The organism is Micromonospora yasonensis (assembly GCF_026013475.1).
Classification (GTDB): domain Bacteria; phylum Actinomycetota; class Actinomycetes; order Mycobacteriales; family Micromonosporaceae; genus Micromonospora; species Micromonospora yasonensis.
Map to the genome: position 1 here is coordinate 1 of NZ_JAPDPH010000156.1, position 16725 is coordinate 16725.

At 72.3% G+C, this 16725-nt stretch carries 14 protein-coding genes and 1 tRNA gene; 2 read left to right on the forward strand and 13 right to left on the reverse strand.

Annotated features, from left to right (window positions below):
* From ONA70_RS25645 to ONA70_RS25690, 10 genes are all read right to left on the reverse strand, one after another.
* A partial coding sequence (locus ONA70_RS25645; RefSeq protein ID WP_265009044.1) for a hypothetical protein occupies positions 1-192 on the reverse strand: 192 nt, incomplete at its 3' end.
* Complete coding sequence (locus ONA70_RS25650; RefSeq protein ID WP_265009045.1) at positions 189-1532, reverse strand: lipopolysaccharide biosynthesis protein; 1344 nt, start codon at positions 1530-1532, stop codon at positions 189-191. The genes ONA70_RS25645 and ONA70_RS25650, both read right to left, overlap by 4 nt.
* A 24-nt stretch (positions 1533-1556) precedes the next feature.
* Positions 1557-2372, reverse strand: a complete 816-nt coding sequence (locus tag ONA70_RS25655) for a polysaccharide deacetylase family protein (protein WP_265009046.1) — start codon at positions 2370-2372, stop codon at positions 1557-1559.
* Positions 2369-4756: a glycosyltransferase family 2 protein gene (locus ONA70_RS25660; RefSeq protein WP_265009047.1), complete on the reverse strand. Its 2388-nt coding sequence runs from the start codon at positions 4754-4756 to the stop codon at positions 2369-2371. Before ONA70_RS25660 ends, ONA70_RS25655 begins: the two co-directional genes overlap by 4 nt.
* Positions 4701-5744 carry a phosphotransferase family protein gene (locus ONA70_RS25665; protein WP_265009048.1) on the reverse strand — a complete coding sequence of 348 codons (1044 nt, stop codon included), beginning with the start codon at positions 5742-5744 and terminating at the stop codon, positions 4701-4703. Before ONA70_RS25665 ends, ONA70_RS25660 begins: the two co-directional genes overlap by 56 nt.
* Positions 5741-7057, reverse strand: coding sequence for a hypothetical protein (locus ONA70_RS25670; RefSeq protein WP_265009049.1), 1317 nt, complete (start codon positions 7055-7057; stop codon positions 5741-5743). Before ONA70_RS25670 ends, ONA70_RS25665 begins: the two co-directional genes overlap by 4 nt.
* Entirely contained in the window at positions 7054-7197 is a 144-nt protein-coding gene (locus tag ONA70_RS25675) for a hypothetical protein (RefSeq protein WP_265009050.1), read from the reverse strand. Before ONA70_RS25675 ends, ONA70_RS25670 begins: the two co-directional genes overlap by 4 nt.
* Complete coding sequence (locus ONA70_RS25680) at positions 7194-8309, reverse strand: GNAT family N-acetyltransferase (RefSeq protein WP_265009051.1); 1116 nt, start codon at positions 8307-8309, stop codon at positions 7194-7196. Before ONA70_RS25680 ends, ONA70_RS25675 begins: the two co-directional genes overlap by 4 nt.
* Complete coding sequence (locus ONA70_RS25685; protein ID WP_265009052.1) at positions 8306-9625, reverse strand: hypothetical protein; 1320 nt, start codon at positions 9623-9625, stop codon at positions 8306-8308. The genes ONA70_RS25680 and ONA70_RS25685 overlap by 4 nt, the downstream gene beginning before the upstream one ends.
* Positions 9625-10551, reverse strand: a complete 927-nt coding sequence (locus ONA70_RS25690) for a glycosyltransferase family 2 protein (RefSeq protein ID WP_265009053.1) — start codon at positions 10549-10551, stop codon at positions 9625-9627. Before ONA70_RS25690 ends, ONA70_RS25685 begins: the two co-directional genes overlap by 1 nt.
* A gap of 724 nt (positions 10552-11275) precedes the next feature.
* Between ONA70_RS25690 and ONA70_RS25695 the strand changes: the two genes are divergently transcribed.
* Both ONA70_RS25695 and ONA70_RS25700 read left to right on the forward strand, forming a co-directional pair.
* The gene (locus tag ONA70_RS25695) at positions 11276-11695 is read left to right on the forward strand and encodes an NUDIX domain-containing protein (RefSeq protein ID WP_265009054.1); all 420 of its coding nucleotides are present in this window, start codon (positions 11276-11278) and stop codon (positions 11693-11695) included.
* 117 nt (positions 11696-11812) lie between these two features.
* Positions 11813-14047, forward strand: a complete 2235-nt coding sequence (locus ONA70_RS25700) for a hypothetical protein (protein ID WP_265009055.1) — start codon at positions 11813-11815, stop codon at positions 14045-14047.
* 88 nt (positions 14048-14135) lie between these two features.
* Here the strand turns inward: ONA70_RS25700 and ONA70_RS25705 are convergent, their stop codons facing one another.
* From ONA70_RS25705 to ONA70_RS25715, 3 genes are all read right to left on the reverse strand, one after another.
* Positions 14136-15686 (reverse strand): TROVE domain-containing protein, encoded by a 1551-nt coding sequence (locus ONA70_RS25705; protein WP_265009056.1) that lies wholly within the window; start codon positions 15684-15686, stop codon positions 14136-14138.
* Between the two features lie 583 nt (positions 15687-16269).
* Positions 16270-16332, reverse strand: a tRNA-OTHER gene (locus ONA70_RS25710).
* Positions 16333-16378: 46 nt separating this feature from the next.
* Positions 16379-16725 (reverse strand): hypothetical protein (locus ONA70_RS25715; RefSeq protein WP_265009057.1); only part of this gene is annotated, 347 nt, incomplete at its 5' end.

A 16725-nucleotide genomic window follows, 5' to 3' on the forward strand; every position in this document is an offset into this window, starting at 1 on the left:
GTACAGTTCGGGCGGCAGCGCGGTGACCAGGCCGAGCGACCCGATGTCGGCGGCGTCCCCCCGCCCGAGGGCCCAGACCCCGAGCGCGAGCGCCGCCAAGGGCGCGGCCCACTCGGCGCCGGCGAGCAGGCCGTGCCGTATCCGCTGGCCGGCCGCGGTCGGGGCGGCCAGCAGGGCCGTGCCGCCGCTCACGACGCGCTCCGCAGCAGCCGGATCATCGACGGCAGGACGGCGGCCATCACCACGACCTGTCCGGCGAGGTACGCGACGCCGACCCCGACGACCCCGATCTCGGGCATCGCGACCAGCGCCAGCGACACGACCAGGGTGCTCGTGGACGCGTGCACGGCGATGATGCGCCCGACCCGGCGTTGCACCCGGGCCGCCGCGACGAAGACGGTGAGCACCAGCTTGGGCAGTACCGCCACGGCGAAGAGCCGCAGGGTGTCCGAGCCGGTCGAGGCGTAGTCGCTACCGAACAGGGCCAGCAGCAGCGGCGCCGACACGCAGAGCAGGACGACCGCCGGCACGAAGAGGAACAGGCCCCGGCGCAGCACCTGTCGCGCGTACGCCGCGAGCCGCGATTCGTGGGCGGCGGCCTCCACGGTCAGCGAGGTGCCGAAGTGGTAGGCCACCAGCTCCAGGGAGCCGCCGAGCAGCCAGGCCACGTAGAAGGTGCCGTTGGCCTCCGCGCCCAGCCGGGCGGTCACGATCAACGGCAGCGCGTTCGTGCCGGCCTGCATGAACAGGTATCCGACGTAGTCCAGCGCCACGAACCGGGCGAGCACCCGACGGCCCGGCAGCGCGGCTTCGCTGCGGCGCATCCGCTGCCGGGGCAGCAGCCGGCGGAAGACCAGCATGTTGACGGGAACGAGCGCCGCGACGACCGCCAGGTTCCACGAGATGAAGATGCCCAGGCTCGGTACGGCGCCGGCGAACAGCACCAGCAGCGCGATCTTGGCGACCCCGAAGGCGGTGTTCTCGACCGGGACCCAGACGACACCCCGCAGGGCGGTCAGCACGCTGTCCTGCAGGGTGAAGACGCCCCAGCCGGCGACGGAGAGGGCGAACGCCACCGCGAGCAGCGGGGTGCCGTGCAGGAAATCGAGCCGCTCGGTGACCCGGGGGGCGAGCAGCAGGAAGCCGCCGCTCAGGGCGAGCGACGCGAGGCAGGTGACGGCGTAGGCGTACCCGACCAGCCGGCTGCCCTGCCCCGCCGCGGCAGGCAGGAAGCGGGCGAGGGCTCCGTTCAGATTGAGCTGCGAGAGGTTACTGAGAAACGTCATCGTGGACACCATCGCCGCCCCGACGCCGAGCTCGGCCGGCGAGTAGAGGCGGGCGGCGAGCGCCCAGTACGCGATGCCCAGCAGCGAGCTCACCGCCGTGTTGAGCATCAGCGCGTAGACGTTGCCGTTCAGCGGGTCGCGCAGGTGCTGGCGCAGCCGTACGCCGATCGGCGCGGCGACGGTGCCGACGCCGGGAGCCGCGCTGCCGATCGACGCGCCTGCGGTTCCGGCCCGTTGGGCACTCACGAGGTCACCCCTCCCTTCGGCTGGTCACGAGGTCGGCCGGCTCACCCGCGGACGGGCGACGTGCACGAGGTGGCGGGCCCGTCGGTACGCCCGCCAACCCCGGGTGCGCAACCGTTCGCCGCGCCAGGCCAGCGGCCGGCCGGTGCCGTCGAGCAGGGCCCCGATTCCGGCGACGCCGGTGTCCCGCTCGATCAGCACCCGGGCGATGGCGAAGACGTCGTCGTCGGGGTGGCTCAGCGCGTTCTTGACGCCGCAGGCGGAGGAGTAGCCGGCGGCGCGCACCGCGGTCCGCACGGCGTTGCTGTGGTAGCCGTACGGATAGGCGAACGAGCCGACCGGCGCCCCGATCCCGTCCTCCAGTGCCTGCCGGCTCGCCGCGACCTCCTGGTGCAGCTGAGCCGGGCGGAGGCAGTCGAGCGCGGGATGGCTCCGGCTGTGCGACCCGATCTCCACCCCGTGCGTGCGCAGCTCACGGAGCTGGTCCCAGTCGAGTGACGGATCCCGGTCCGGCGACGGCGCCGCGCCCACCCGTGCCACGATGACGTACGCGGTCGCCGTGAGACGGTGCCGGCGCAGCACCGGCAGTGCGGCCTCGGCGAGGTCGGGGAAGCCGTCGTCGAAGGTGATCAGCACCGGACGCGGCGGCAGCGGGGCCAGCCCGCGCAGCACGGTCGCGTAGCCGCTCACCGTCATCGGCGTACGGCCGCACTCCCGGATCAGCGCCATCTGCTCGTCGAAGTCGCCCGGCGACACCGACCAGCGCAGCGTGTTGTCGCGGCGTACGTCGCCGACGCTGTGGTAGCACAGGACGGGAACGACGGCCCTCGGTGCGCGGTTCACCCGCGGCTCCTTCCGGATCGGGCCGCAGCGGCGGCGTAGTAGACCGGCCCGAGCGCCAGTCCGCAGAGCTCGAGGGCGGTCAGCGAGGCGGGGTAGTCCTCCTGTTTCCGGCTGTTCTTCGCCGACCCCGGCCGCAGGGCGTAGGCGATGCCGCGGGGCAGTCGCCCCAGCAGTTCGCGTCGGGCGGTGGGGTCGCTCGCCAGGCATTTCGTCAGTACGGCGCCGAGGCCGACCCCGTACTGGTACATGGTCCGTCGCAGCGCCCGCAGCTCACGTCGGTGCGTGTGCCAGGCGATGGCCCCCGGCTCGTAGGCCAGCGTGTGACCGGCGAGCACGGCACGCAGCAGCAGGTCGATGTCCTCCCCGCTGTGCAGGCGTGGATCGAAGCCGGTCAGCCGGCGCAGCGTGTCGGCGCGGAATGCCATGTTGGCGCCGGAGCCGTACGACCCGGGTAGGTACGGGTGCAGCGACGGTGGCGGCACGGCGACGCGCACGCCCCCCGCCTCGACCGTGGCGACTCCGGTCCGGTCGAACCTCCGCTGCTGGCAGCCCTTGCCGTAGCCGCCGTACTGCTCCAGCCAGATCTGCGACGGCGTGTCGAGTTCCCGGGCGAGGATCTGACCGGTCACGCCGGCCACGTCGCCGTCGGTGAAGCCGTCGACGAGGCCGCGCAGCCAGCCCCGGTCGAGGATGAGGTCGTCGTCGGCGAAGGCCACGATCTCGCCCCGTGCCTCGGCCAGCCCCCGGTTGCGGGCGTGCGCGACCCCGGTTCGCGGTTCGCTGGTGTAGCGGAGCCGGGGATCGCCGGCGGCGCGACCGGCGACGATCCGTGCCGTTTCGGTGACCCGCGGCGCGTTGTCCACGACGATGATCTCGAAGTGGGGGTAGTCGAGCGCGGCGAGCGAGTCGAGGGTGGACTCGAACAGCGGCGTGCGGCCACACGTGGGCACGACCACGCTGACGAACGGGGCGTGCTCCGCCGCCGGCCGGCGGGCGCGACACGATCCGGCGTCGGCGTCGGCGGCCGCCTCGACGAGGCCTGCCTGTCCGGTGCCCCCGACCGGGCCGGGATCGAGCGAGGGCAGGCCGTCCTGTCTCAGGTGCGCGTCGATCGCCGTGGCGAGACGGTCCCGGATCGCGGCGGTGAGCGCCGCCGCGGTCAGCCCGCCTGCCGGCAGCGCGACGTCGACCAGCCCGAGCGGCTGCCCGTGCAGCCGGACCAGGACCTGCGCCCCGCCGTACCGGAGGCCGTCCGGCCCGCCCGTGTCCGGCACGGCGGGTACCCCCTCGGAGAGTTCGACGGCGAGCACCCGTATCGGCCCCGGACCCGCCCGGCGCGCGGGGGCCGGCTTGCCGACCGCCTGAGAGGCGCGCAGGGCCTGGGCCGACAGGTAGCCGGCGGCGGTCACCAGCAGCCCGGCGACGATCGCGCCGGACCGCAGCAGCCCGGCGCGATCGCCGGCACCGACCTGGCGCAGGCCGCGCCGTACCCCGGCGGGCAGGGTGCGGCGGGTGTACGCGCGCTCCGTGGCGAGCCCGGCGTCGACGCCGACCAGCCGGGCGACGACCGCCTTGGACCGTCCCTCGGAGAAGCAGCGCTGCCGGAAATAGCGCCACGTCGCCCGGTCCACGGTCACCCGGTGCCGGACCCGGGCCCCGGGCTCGTAGAGCACGACGCCGTCCGGTTCGAGCTGTCGGATACGGATGCACAGCTCCGTCTCCTCGCAGCCGACCGGCGTCCGGCCGACCCGGCCGAGCGCCGGGTCGAAGCCGGTGGTGCGGTCCAGGACCGACCGGCGGAACGACATGTTGCAGCCGATGACGTTCCGCACGGGGGCGACCTCGGTGGGCTGGCCGGTGAAGCTGCACCCGACCACCCAGTCGAACTCGGGGGGTAGCCAACGCGGCCGTTCCTCCTCCCAGTCCGGTACGGCGTGGCCGCCGACCGCGAGCACCCGCTGGTCCCGGTAGTGCGGCAGCAGTCGGGCCAGCCAGTCGGACTGCGCCTCGGCGTCGTCGTCGAGGAAGGCGACGATCTCGCCGGTCGCCCGGGCCAACCCGGTGTTGCGGGCCGCCGACAGACCGCGCGGGCCGGTGTTGGGCACCACGGCCAGCTCGGGGAACGCGGCGCGTACCCGCTCCAGCAGCGCCGGGTTGTGGTCGACGACCACGACGACCTGCGCCGCCGGTACGTCCTGGGCCAGGACGGAACGCACCGCGCGGACGATCTGTGCCCACCGCCGCTCGGTGTAGACGCAGACGACCACGGTCACGGTCGGGGCCGAGCCGGGCCCGGCCGGCGCCGCCGGATCGAGAACGGCGACCGGGTCAGACGTTGACGAGGACGCGTTCGACGTTGCCGCGGATCCAGCGTGGATCGTCATGGTCACCTTCCGAGTCGATGAAGAGCAGGATGTGGCGCAGCCAGTAGAGGAGCAGGGCCGGTCGGGGCGGGATGCCGTCCAGCCAGCCGGCCGCCTCGTCGGTGGGCACGTCGAGCGTCCGGTCGATGCCGTGCCGCAGCGCCTGGACGACTATCTCGCCGAGTTCGTCGCCGCGCACCAGCCGGCGGGCGAGGACGTGCAGGTGCAGCAGATCGTGCAGGGGGAGTTGGCGGGGTGCGGCCCGGTCCCAGTCGACGATCCCGGTCACCTGACCGTCGGGTGAGGTGGCCAGCAGGTTGCCGGGCCAGTAGTCGCCGTGGATCCAGGAGGTGTGCACGGTGCGCCCGACGAGGGCCACGACGAGTTCCTCGCGCAGCCGGCAGACCGTGTCGAGGAACCGGCCACGCCGTGGGTGGGCGGCGGCGAACTCCTCCAGCCGCCGCAGTGGCACGTCCACCCACTCCGCCACGGCCGCCCGGTCGAGCAGGGTCCGTTCCCGGGTACGCCGGTGGAGGTCGCGGATGACCCGGCCGGCGGAGGCGAGCAGCGCCGCCCGCCGGGTACGCCACAGCATCATCCCGCTCGCCGGGACGCCCGGCAGCGCCCCCTCCACGCAGTAGTAGCGCCCCTCGACCGCTCCCTGCGCCGCGCAGTACGGCAGGAACGCGCGCAGGCCGGGCAGGCGCGGGTTCGTCCACAGCTGATCGAGCACCGTGGTCTGGCGCCGTAGCCCCTCGGCGGCCCGGTCGGTCCAGGGCACCTTGACCATGTACCGTCGGCCGGTACCGCGGCCCCGCACCGTGGCCACGGCGACGGACGTACTGGTGAAGGCGACGGTCCCGGTCCGCCAGCGCGCGTGGTCGGTGGCGGTGGCCAGGGCGACGAGGCGGGGGGCGACGGCGGCGGTCCAGTTCCGTTCGGGCCGGTGCAGCCAGCAGGCGAGCCGGTCCCGCAGGACCGGCTGTGCCCACTCGACGGCGCCCCTCACCGGGCCGTCCGCTCGACGTAGTGCCGCCAGATCCGGCCGAGCGCGTCGGCGAGCACCAGTTCCGGCGCCCGGTCGGCGTCCACCCGCTTCAGGTGCGGAATACGCCGGCGCAGCCGCCGGTACTGCTCGCGTTCCGCCTCGAGGTGTGCGGGGTCGTACTCCCCGGAGCGGCGGTGCATGACCGCACCCGGGACGTCCAGCAGCAGCACCACGTCGGGTGCCGGGCAGAGGCGGCTCAGCAGTTGGAAGTACGGCCGCTTGAGCCAGATCAGCGGCCCGCGTGGCGGTAGCAGGGCGTCGTAGACGTAGCGGTCGAAGACCACCAACCGGCCCAGCGCCCGGTGACGCATCGCCGTCAGGTAGCGGCGCCACACGGTGAACGGGCGCAGCAGAATGCGGACGCCCTGTTCAGCGGTGCTGCGCGGGGTCTCGTTCGACGGCCAGAGTCCCATGTAGACGCGGCGTACCGGAAAGTAGAACGCCGACTCGATGCCCCGGGCCAGGGTGGACTTCCCGGAGCCGTCCGGGCCGATCAGGGCGACGCCGGCACCCCGGCGGTTCCACGCCTGCAACGGCCGCTCGATCGTGCGCAGGGCGGCCGAGCCGACGAGGCGGCGGGCGGCGCTGGCCGGACGAGCCCACCACCAGGCGGCGAGCAGCTGCCGACGTACGGCCGGCAGCGCCGCCGGGCGACCGGCCCGCCAGTACGCCAGCAGCATCCGGGCCGTGCGGTCGGGCAGCGCCCGGGCGAGCGGACCGTCCAGCGTGGCGTGGTCGGCCAGTTGGCGCAGACGACCCAGGTGGTGGTCGGTGATGCTGCCCTTGTCGAGCACGCAGTGCAGCAGCAGCGCCCAGAACTCGTCCCCGGGCGCGAGCACCCACACGTCGTCCTGGCGTGCCCGTCGGTCCAGGCACTGGTCGGCCGCGTTGGTGCGTACCTCGAAGTGACGGCCGTAGGCGAGCTCCGTCACGAGGTCGAGTTCGACCCAGGAGCTGCTGGCCCCGTCGAGCCCGAGAAAGAACCGGTGACTGCCCCGGCCGTGACTGGCCAGGCGGATCAGGTCGTGGGCCGCCATGACGGCCACGGCCCGCGCGAGATCGGCCGGCGCGACCAGGAGGTCCAGGTCCCCGGGGGCGAGGAGGGCCTCCGGGCCGCCGCGCAGCAGGCACCAGCGCACGCCGGCCTCGTCGAGGCCGGCCAGCACCGCCCGGGCGAGCCCGTGCGGGACGGTCGCCGGTTGCGCCGGCCGTGGCGGTTCCGGGTGGCCCGCCACCGCGGTCGTCGTCGACCCGGCCGTGTCGTCGCCGCTCATGGCGCCTCCGAACGCGGCGCGGCGGTGCCGGTCCGGCGGATCGCGAGCAGGGCGATCGCGGTCACGGCCGCGGGGAGGGCCAGCCAGCGGAGGCCGGCCGCCCGGAGCGGGCCCGGCCAGCGAGACGATGTACGGATCATGCACTGCTCCGTACCGGCCGGAGCGCCAGGATCCGCCGGATGCCGCCGCGAGCGCGCTGGACCAGCGGGGTGATCGGGATCGGCTCGATCCGGTAGCTGGCGTAGTCCTGGCTGACGGCGCCGAAGCGGCTCTTGAACAGCTCCAACGAGGAGACCCGTGCCGAGTCGCCCATGTTGTAGGCCGTACACCCCGCCTCGATCGCGTCCGCGATCGCCGTCTTGTGCAGCAGGTAGTTGGCGTAGACCGGGCCGGCGAGCTTTTCCAGCATCGCGCCGCGCCAGTACATCGCCGTCCCTGTCCCGAGCAGTACGACGATCGCGGAAACCGGTCGTCCTTCGTGGTATGCGGCGTATATCCGGCACCGGGAGCCGAGCATGGCCGCGACGGTGCGCAGCTTCCGGTCCGGCTCCCGGCGGGCCGCCAGCCGCCGGGCGATCGGGAGCGGGATACGGTCCCGCCGCGCCCAGCGGTCGACGGACTCGCGGTAGAGCTGGTGGAAGACCGGGACCAGACGGCCCGTGTCGTCACACTCGACGAGGACGCCGGCCCGCTCCGCCCGGCGGATCCGGTTGCGGGTGTCGCTGCGGAACCGTTTGCGCCAGACCTCGTCGAATCCGCCGTCGAGGAAGACCGTCTGCGTCATCCGCTCCTCGCGCCACACGCTCGATGGCACCACCGCGTCCCACGTCCCGGCCGTCGCCGGATCGGGGCGGACCAGGGTGCTCAGCACGTGCCGCTGCGCGAGGTCGGTGACCACCGCGCGGACGTCCTCCGGGCGGAGTTCGCCGCCGTCGCAGACCAGGCCGCCCGGTCCCCAGCCGACGGGAAGGCCGAGGTCCGTCGCGAGGATCGAACCCAGTGCCGGGCGTCGGACGAGCGGAAGGACGAGGCGCCTTCCGTCGGCGGTCTCGTAGAGCCGCGAAACGTCCTCGTAGCCTTTGACCATGCACACGCACCGGAGCCAGGTCGGTGTCTGACTCGGCAGGGCGTTCGGCGCGGAGGCGAGCACCTGCTCCCATACGTCGGCCGGGGCCGGGCTCGTCACCCGCAGCGGTCGCGGGTCGCCGGCCGCCGGCCCGAGGCGGGGCTCGAGGCTGGTCCCGGCGCTCATGACGAGCCCAACGGCAGGTCGGCGTGCCAGTAGCGCTGGGTGGAGTCGTTGCTGGCCAGGACCACCATTCCGGTTGCGCTGGTGACGCTCTGCTTGGTGGTCGTCACGTTGTTCATGTTGGGCGAGTCGGCGTCCTTGATGACCGGGGTGCCGCGGCCGTCCGGGAAGGCGATGCTGCCCATCGGGGAGCTCTTCATGAAGATCGTTCCTGGGTAGCCCGTGTAGGGGCACCCGCTGTCCGGCGCGGTCATGAAGACGTACAGCGTCTGGTGTTCGGAGTCGATCAGCAGGACCGGCCGGGTGTGGCAGTCCTTGATCCGCCCGACCGGGTAGCTGGACCACTCGCCGGTCGAGGGGTCCCGGGCGAGGAGCATGATCAACGGTGCCGAGGTCGAGGCGCCGGCGTCGTCGAGCCCGGTCTTGATGACCGCGAAGACCTTTCCGGAGGTGTCGGCCTGGAGCGTCTTGAGGTTGATGTGGTCGTCGGCGCTGTGCGGACCCTGGACCGCCGTACGCGTGACGGCCCAGGTGGAGCGCGGCGCGCCGTCGACGTGCTCGGCGAAGTACACCGCGGACTTCACCTGGTTGCTCCACATCACACCGGTCCGGGCGCCGCCGAAGCTGACCACCGACGAGATGTCGTCGCTGTCCAGGCTGGTGGCGTCGGTGGCCGGGAGCGCGAACGGAGTGCCCCAGACCGCGTCCCCGCCCGTCGTGTTGTTCACGTAGACCGTCGAGCCCTGCGTCCAGGTCGCCCAGAGCACGCCCGTCGAGTCCTTGTCGATGGTGAGGGTCTCGCTGGAGTAGTTGGAGATCTGCGCCGGGAAGCCGGTGTCGCGGGTGTAGGTCTTCGTCGCGGCGTCGTAGCTGAAGCGGTAGAGCCGGGCCGGGTTTCCGGAGGCCGCGCCGGCGGAGGAGCTGGCCCGCACGTGCGAGGAGACATAGAGCCTGGTGCCGTCCCACAGCACGTCGGAGCGGGTCTTCGGCCGGTTGTCGACGATGGTCCCGGTGTCGACCCACTGCTCAGTGGAGCGGTTCAGCCGGAAGATGTGGTGGGTCTGGCTGCCGGTGTGGAACAGCACCGCCCACCAGGTGCCGTCGTTCCACCACAGCTTGCTCTCCGGCTTCTCGCCGGTCGCCGCCGAGCCGTCGCCCGAGGTGGACGGACCGACGTATCCGATGTCGCCGGTGTCCGCCCGGGCCGGTGTGGCGGGCCCGCCGGGCACGGGGGTGGCGCCGAACAGCACGCCCAGCAGCAGGGCGAGGGCGTAGCTGCCGCCCGCCGCCCGGGCACGGCGCAGGGAACGTGTCAGCATCAGGGAGCCTCGCTCAGCATCGGGGTGGCCGGTTCGGCGGCCGGGGCCTGCCACTGGTGCAGCACGCGGTGATCGATGGGGTCCACCACCGGCCGGGGGCGCCGTACGACCCGCTCGCGGATCAGGGTCCGGAGCACCCGCTGGCCGTCGCGGAAGGTGCGCAGGTTGGACACGCCGCAGCGGCGGGGGAGTTCGTTGCTCGGTACCTCGGCGATGCGCAGGTTCGCCTTCAGCGCGTGGACCACGAGCTCGGTCTCGATCTCGAAGCCGTGCGCGGTCAGCGCGAGTGCGGGCAGGCAGTCGCGACGGAACGAACAGAAGCCGTAGCACAGGTCCGTGAAGTGCACGAGGAAGAAGCTGTTCGTCAGCCGCACCAGCATCTGGTTGCCGGTGCGGCGCAGCGGAGTCAGGTCGGTCGATCCGCCGCCGGCCAGGAACCGGGAGCCCTTGACGAAGTCGTAACCGTTCATGAGCGGGGTGACGAAGCGGTGGATCTCGTGGGGATCCATGCTGCCGTCGGCGTCGATCATCACGATCAGGTCGCCGGTGGCCGCGGAGAACGCCACGCGCGCCGCGTCGCCCTTGCCTCGGCAGTGCTGGGTCAGCACCACGATGTCCGGCCGGATGGCGCGGGCGACCTCAACTGTACGGTCGTGTGAGTGCCCGTCGACGAGGACCACCTCGTCGACGAAGGGTGGCATGCGCTCGAGCACCCACGCGATGTTCTTCTCCTCGTTGAGCGTCGGAATGACCACGCTCACGGTCTGCCGCTCCGGACGAACGCCGACCTCTTTGGCGTCGCCCTCGGCCCGTTCCTGCATGCGCAGGATGCTCAGCACGTGGTCACCCTGCCCTGGCGGCACGGCGCGGGGCGACTCGGGCAGCAGGTTGGGGATGTGGGTCCCGATGTCCCGGTTCAAGGTCACCGGATTCCCTCCCCGAGGGACGTCGGGAGGCTGTCCCGCTGCGCCGAGTCGGTCTCCCTTGGACCGCCGGCAGTGACATTCGATGTGCCTCTCATCAGCTCCTCTTCCCCCGTGGCCCGCGCAGCGTCGAGCGAATTAGTCCGCTTTGTCCGAATTGTTCCGATTCGGCCTATTTGGGCCGAGATGAACCGGAGGCAAAGCTAGCATCGCGCAAAGAGGAACATGCCGGATTTATGCGATGGATCTGGCGAATTGCGGACCACGTGTCGGCGAAGTGGCCCGCCCGGGCCGACCTGGTTGGACGGTCGGCTGATGCCGTCGGGCGGTGGCGCCCGGCACCTCGCTCACGAGTTGATCGCGATCCTGGACCGAGGATCCCGGCGGGAAGCACCCGCGTCGAACTGATCCGAAATGGCGCGGATCGGCCCTGCTGCATTTTGCAATTTGCCTGGTCGGCAACCCTGCGGGGCAGTCGCGACGTGACTCGCAGGCGACGACGACTGAGCAGATAGTCAACGCTAATCAATTTTGCCTGGTCAGGCGGTATTCGGGTCATGACGGTGGAGCGTTTTCGCGTTAACGCCATTGACGTGAAACTGGGGGTGCTCTTCGACCACTACGAGCGCCGGGAGCCGGTGGACTCGGCAGACAGATCCGCGCGGCCGACGGCGCGACCGTCGCCGCCGACCTGATCGAGCAACAGACCGACGGGCACAATGAGCAGATGCCTCCGCGTGCCCCTTCGGTGTCCTGCGTCTTCGTCTGCCACGACGGCGCGGGCCGGCTGCTGCTCGCCCGCCGCGGCCCCGGCGCCCGCGACGAACCCGGCGCCTGGGACACCGGCGCGGGGGCGCTGGAGTTCGGCGAGACGTTCGAGGCCGCCGTCGGCCGCGAGGTCCGCGAGGAGTACGGCACCTCGCCGCTGACCACCACCCTGCTCGGGGTCCGCAACGTGCTGCGCGACGACCCGCCGTCGCACTGGGTCGCGGTGGTGTTCGCGGTCCGCGTCGACCCCGCCCGGGTCACCCTCGGCGAACCGCACAAGTTCGACCAACTCGGCTGGTTCCGCCGCGACGCGCTGCCCACCCCCGCGCACTCGCAGCTCGCGCCGACCCTGGCGATGCTGCCGGACCACCTCGGCTGAGCCGGGCGGCGACGGTGGACAGGCATAGCGGTTCCGTTCCTGGGTATCCGCGCGCCCGGCGGGCCCGGGCGGGCCCGCGGCGGCCCGGGGCCGACCCGACGGTGTGATCAGAGGCAGATGACGCGAGATGTGGTGGAACTGCGCGTACACGGGGTCGCCGGCGTACGGGCGGAGGCGCTGCTGGACCACCCGGTGGTGGTCCGGGTCGCCGGTGACCCGAGTGCCGGGTTCTACCGGCCCCGGCCGGGCTTCGGCGTCACCACCGGGCCGGCCGGCGTCACCATCGAGGCGTACCAGTGGCGGAACCTGACCGTCGGGACCGTGGCCCGGACCGTGGTGCTGCTGTTCCTGCTGCCGTTCATGTTCAGCAACCTGGCGGCATGGATGCGGCCCCCGGCCGGCGGCGGCGGCATCGTGAAGGCCCTGTGCCGGCTGCTCGGCGCCACCATCACGATCATGTTCGTGCTCGCGGCCATCGGTGTCTTCCTGGACCTGATCGGCTGGCAGTGCGTGACGTTCCGGCCGTGCACCGCCGGACGGGGCTACCTGGGCTGGCTCGCCGAACTGCCCGTCGGGCCACGGCTGGTCGTCCTCGCCGTGCTGCCGGCCGCCTTCATCCGGCTGCTCTGGTGGATCGGTTCCCGTTCCGCGCGGGCCTACGAGCAGTTCCAGGCCCCATACGGCACCTCCGGCGCCCCACCAGGGGACCGGCTCGACGCGGACGGCTTCTGGCACGGCGAGGTACTCGTCGGGTGGCTCCGGTCGATCCACGTGGCGATCGCGTACTTCACGCTGGACCTCACCGTCCTCGTCGCGTTGACCGCCCGGGACCGGAGCGTGCTGGGTGTCGCGCTGCTCGCCGCCACCGTGCTGCTCCTGGCGGCCTGCCTGGTGCTGCTCTGCCTGCCCGCGCTGAACGCCCCGCACACCGGGCCGGACTTGACCCGCCCGGTCATCCGACCGCTGCGCGTGGCCGTCGCCGCGGTCACCGTCCTCACCGCCGCGTACGCCGTGCTGCCCCGTGTCCCGGTGCCCGCGGGCGGGGCGATGCCGGGCTTCGCCCTCACCGTCAACGCGGTGATCCTCGGCCAGGCCGCGCTGCTGCTGGCGCTCGCGGCGGTCGCCATCTGGCAGCAGCGTGGCGCGCCGCCCGCAGCACGGGCGTTCTTCCGAGGGCTGGGCGCCCCGGTGTTCGGGGCCATCTCGGCCGGGCTCTCGGCGACCTTCACCGCGGGCATCGTCTACCGGGCGGCCGACGTCCTGGACCGCGGCGCGATCCCCGGCCCGGAGCATCCGCCACCACCCGGCGCCCCGCCGTTGGACCCGCCGCTCGCCTACCGGTGGGACGCCCTGGGCGCCCTCGTCACCGTGCTGCTGGTCACCGTCGTGGGCCTGTACGTCAGCCGGTTCAGCCGAGCCCGGCGCGAGCGGCTGGCGGCCCGGATCTGCGAGGAGGACTTCCCCGACGTGCCGCCGGAGGCGGTGTCGCGGTTGCGGGTGGTGTGTCGGACGATCAGCAGATCCCGGCTGGCCGAGCAGTTCAGCCCGCTGCTCATCGTCTACTTCGTGCTCGCGTTTCTCAGCCTCGCGTTCACCGCGCTCGACCTGGCCGAGATCGGGCCGACCCAGCTGGTGCAGGAACTCGGCGGGCACCGCCGCCCCTTCGTGGGAATCGCGGCCTACCTCACCGACGCCGGAACGTTCTCCATCGGGTTCATCGTGTTCGGGCTGGTAATGATCGGCGTGCTGGCCTATGTCTCCCCGGATGTGCGGCGGGCGGCCGGGGTGCTGTGGGATCTGGGCAGCTTCTTCCCCCGGACCACCCACCCGTTCGCGCCGCCCTGCTACGCCGAACGCGCGGTGCCGGAGCTGGCGCGGCGGGTGAGCGCCCTGTGCCGGGAGCAGAAGGTGCTGCTGTCCGGGCACAGCCACGGCGCGGCGCTGGCGGCGGCGGCCATCCTGCAACTGCCACCGGAGACGTTGCGCCGGGTCGCCCTGCTCACGTACGGCTCACCGTTGCGCCGGCTCTACGGTCATCTCATGCCGGCCTACTTCGGCGACGACGCCATGCGGGAGATCGGCGAGCGGATCGGGTGGCGGTGGCGCAACCTGTGGCGGAACACCGATCCCGTCGGCGGGGGCATCTTCTCCACCCACCGGCCGGGCGATCCGCCGGCGGTCAGTGGGCCGGCCGGCCAGGTCGACGTGCGCCTGCGTGACCCGCGGTCGGTCACCATCCCGCCGCTGGACACCGTTCCGCCGCCGATCGAGGCGCACTGGCCGTACCACACCGACCCGCGATACGCCGCCGCCGTCGCCGAACTCGCCGACTCCCTCGATCAGGCCGGCTGACCCGGGCCGACCGGGGAGGACAGCCGGCACGCGCAACGCGGCCCTGCGTTGCGGCGCCGGCCCCCGGAGGCCGACGCCGCAACGGACATCAGAACGGCCACTGGTCGCGGGACCCGGCCTCGATGAGCGGGATCATCGTGAACGCGGCGTCGGACAAGCCGCCGAACGTGTGCCGGTTCCCGACTGGCGGCGCGTGCCCGACCCGGTATCCCGCCAGGTTCCAGGTGTACACCGGAACCCGTGCGGGCACCGCGGCAGCCACGTCCGCCGAGCCGTGCCAGTGCGCCTGCTCGTCGGTGAGGATGACGACCCGATCGTGCCGGTCGTAGTGCGACCGAACCGCCTTCTCGGTCTCGGTCCCGCCGCCGTAGAAGTAGCCGCCCTCCTTGAACCGGCGCACCGCCGCCAGCACCGACTCACCCGCCACCGCCGGGAACACCTTGGTGGCATTGGAGAACGACACCACCGTCGCGTCCTTTGCCCGGGAAGCCAGCGCGAGGCCGAACACCGCGGCCGCGTCCCAGCAGCGCAGCGTGCCGTCCTTACTGAACGCGCTGTTCATCGAGCCTGACGTGTCGACCAAGATCAGCGTCCGCCCATCCAGCACGGGCACGTTCGCCAGCGCCTGCTGCAACGCCTTCTCCAGCGGGTACGCCCATCGCAAGCTCGGTGCCGCGTTGTACGCCGACAGGAAACGCATCGGCAGGACGCGCGACGTCGCGACCTCGCCCGGGTCGGCCAGCTTCGCCGCCACCGTCTCGGCCACGGCGTCGCTGACCCCGGCCTGGTCGAAGTTGCGCAGGTTGCGCAGCAATGCCAAGTAGCCCATGGTCGGGATGATCGCCTCCCACGCCGTAGCGTCCATGCTGGTCTGCCGCCACCCGGCGAGGGCCTCCCACGTCATACCGGCCGCGCCGAGCACCGCCGGGTCGGTGATCTCCCGGCGCCGCTCGACCGGCAGCGCCATCAGCTCGGCCCGGGCCGCCAGCACCTTCAGCGACGCCGGTAGTGGGTTGTCGCGGTTGTGGCGCCGGTCCAGTGCGTGCCGGAACAGGTCGCCCTGCCGCTCGTCCTTCGCCGTCGGATGGGTCAGGTCGATGACATCACCGAACCGAACCGCGCTGCTCTCGGAGTCGTACTTGAGCAGGCTGCGCTCGTGGTACAGCCGCACAACGGCATCCGCGATGCCCCGCTTGACCGGCTTCGGCAGCGCCCGGCCATGACGCCCCAGCCAGTACGCCAGCGCCTCACCTGGCTCGTCGGCGCGCTGCAACGCAGCGTCCACGATCGCCCGTGAACCTGGAACCCCCGCCGCGACCTGCGCCCGGGAGCCCTCCAAGGCCGCCACCACGGCCGCCGAACGCAGCATCGCGCCGGTACGCAGCCACGGCACGAACCGGGCAAACCACTCGGGCTCAGCAACCGCGACGGCGGCGACCAACTCACGGAACCGGGCATCCCGATCGGCAGCGCCCTCGTAGAAGGTGTCCTCGCCGACCATGTTCGACACGCCGAGCAGGAAGAGCTCGGCACGCGGCTCGCGGGTGAAACCCGGGGCACCCTCGGCGGTCACGATCGTGTCGGCCTCGTGCCGGTTCTGGCGCAGCTTGAAGTTGAACTTGGCCATCACGTCCCCCATGTCGGTCGAAGACGGGGAGACGCCACCACACCGCATACCCGAGATCAGAAGCCGGCGACGGCTGCGTCCGCTGCTCTATCCGATTGAGCTATCAGCCCGAAGGCCTCAGGGGACTCGAACCCCCAACCCGCGGATCCGTGAAGTAACCGTTGCCTGCGCACCGGGTATGCGGTGTGGTCGCGCCCCCCGAGATCGGAAGCCGGTGACGGACGGGCTCTTCACCGGGGTCGTGGACCCCTCCAAGATGTAACCGTCACCTTCGCACCGGGAAGTGCGTGCACGACGCTAGACGCGGCACGGTGGCCGGGCAACAGAGTTTGCCATGCTGTGATCATGGGCGAGGATGACGATCACGCCGCATGTCCGAGATCGAGACTCGACGACGGAAGTGCCTATTGCTCTGCCGCTGAGCTACCAGCCCCCGGGCTGGAGGGGATTCGAACCCCCGACCCATAGATTAGAAGTATCCGTCGTCTGCGCACCGGACATGCGGCGTGAGCGCGCCTCCCGAGACCAGAGCGGCGACGGCGACTGGCCCCTGCGGGCCAAGGTGACCTGGGCCGCTGGTCGACACCGCCAGAGGCGGCGGCGGGATTTGAACCCGCGTCTCCCCGTTATGAGCGGAAGTAGCCGTTGCCTGCGCACCGGGAGGTGCCGGAAGCACGGTAAGGGGCCGGACGCACGCCAGCAAGCTAAAACGCGACCCCAAGCACGCCCAGCAGGCGCCGGCGCTCTTCCTCGGTGCCGATCGCGGCTCGGTGCTCGGGGTGCGCCACGTAGTGCCGGATGACGTCGGTGAGGAACCACGGGTGCACCCGACCGACCGGAATCCGGTCGACCCGCCGCCTGAGGCCGTGCCGGCGGACCAACTCCGGCCGGGCGTACGCGAGCGTCAGGTGGGTGGCCTGCAGGTCCGGCCGCGGTGGGCCGTCCGGAGCCAGTGCCGGCCACGGCACGTGCACCGATTGGAAGGCGGAGCGCCACCACAGGCCGTCCGGCCGCAGCCGCAGGCCCGTGCCCTGCCAGGCGGCGGACCGGG

Excerpts from the sequence above, each read along its gene's own strand:
- ONA70_RS25660 (WP_265009047.1), bottom strand. The coding sequence starts at position 4,756 with ATGACGATCCACGCTGGATCCGCGGCAACGTCGAACGCGTCCTCGTCA.
- ONA70_RS25670 (WP_265009049.1), bottom strand. The coding sequence starts at position 7,057 with ATGAGCGGCGACGACACGGCCGGGTCGACGACGACCGCGGTGGCGGGC.
- ONA70_RS25675 (WP_265009050.1), bottom strand. The coding sequence starts at position 7,197 with ATGATCCGTACATCGTCTCGCTGGCCGGGCCCGCTCCGGGCGGCCGGC.
- ONA70_RS25680 (WP_265009051.1), bottom strand. The coding sequence starts at position 8,309 with ATGAGCGCCGGGACCAGCCTCGAGCCCCGCCTCGGGCCGGCGGCCGGC.
- ONA70_RS25685 (WP_265009052.1), bottom strand. The coding sequence starts at position 9,625 with ATGCTGACACGTTCCCTGCGCCGTGCCCGGGCGGCGGGCGGCAGCTAC.
- ONA70_RS25695 (WP_265009054.1), top strand. The coding sequence starts at position 11,276 with ATGCCTCCGCGTGCCCCTTCGGTGTCCTGCGTCTTCGTCTGCCACGAC.
- ONA70_RS25700 (WP_265009055.1), top strand. The coding sequence starts at position 11,813 with ATGACGCGAGATGTGGTGGAACTGCGCGTACACGGGGTCGCCGGCGTA.
- ONA70_RS25705 (WP_265009056.1), bottom strand. The coding sequence starts at position 15,686 with ATGGGGGACGTGATGGCCAAGTTCAACTTCAAGCTGCGCCAGAACCGG.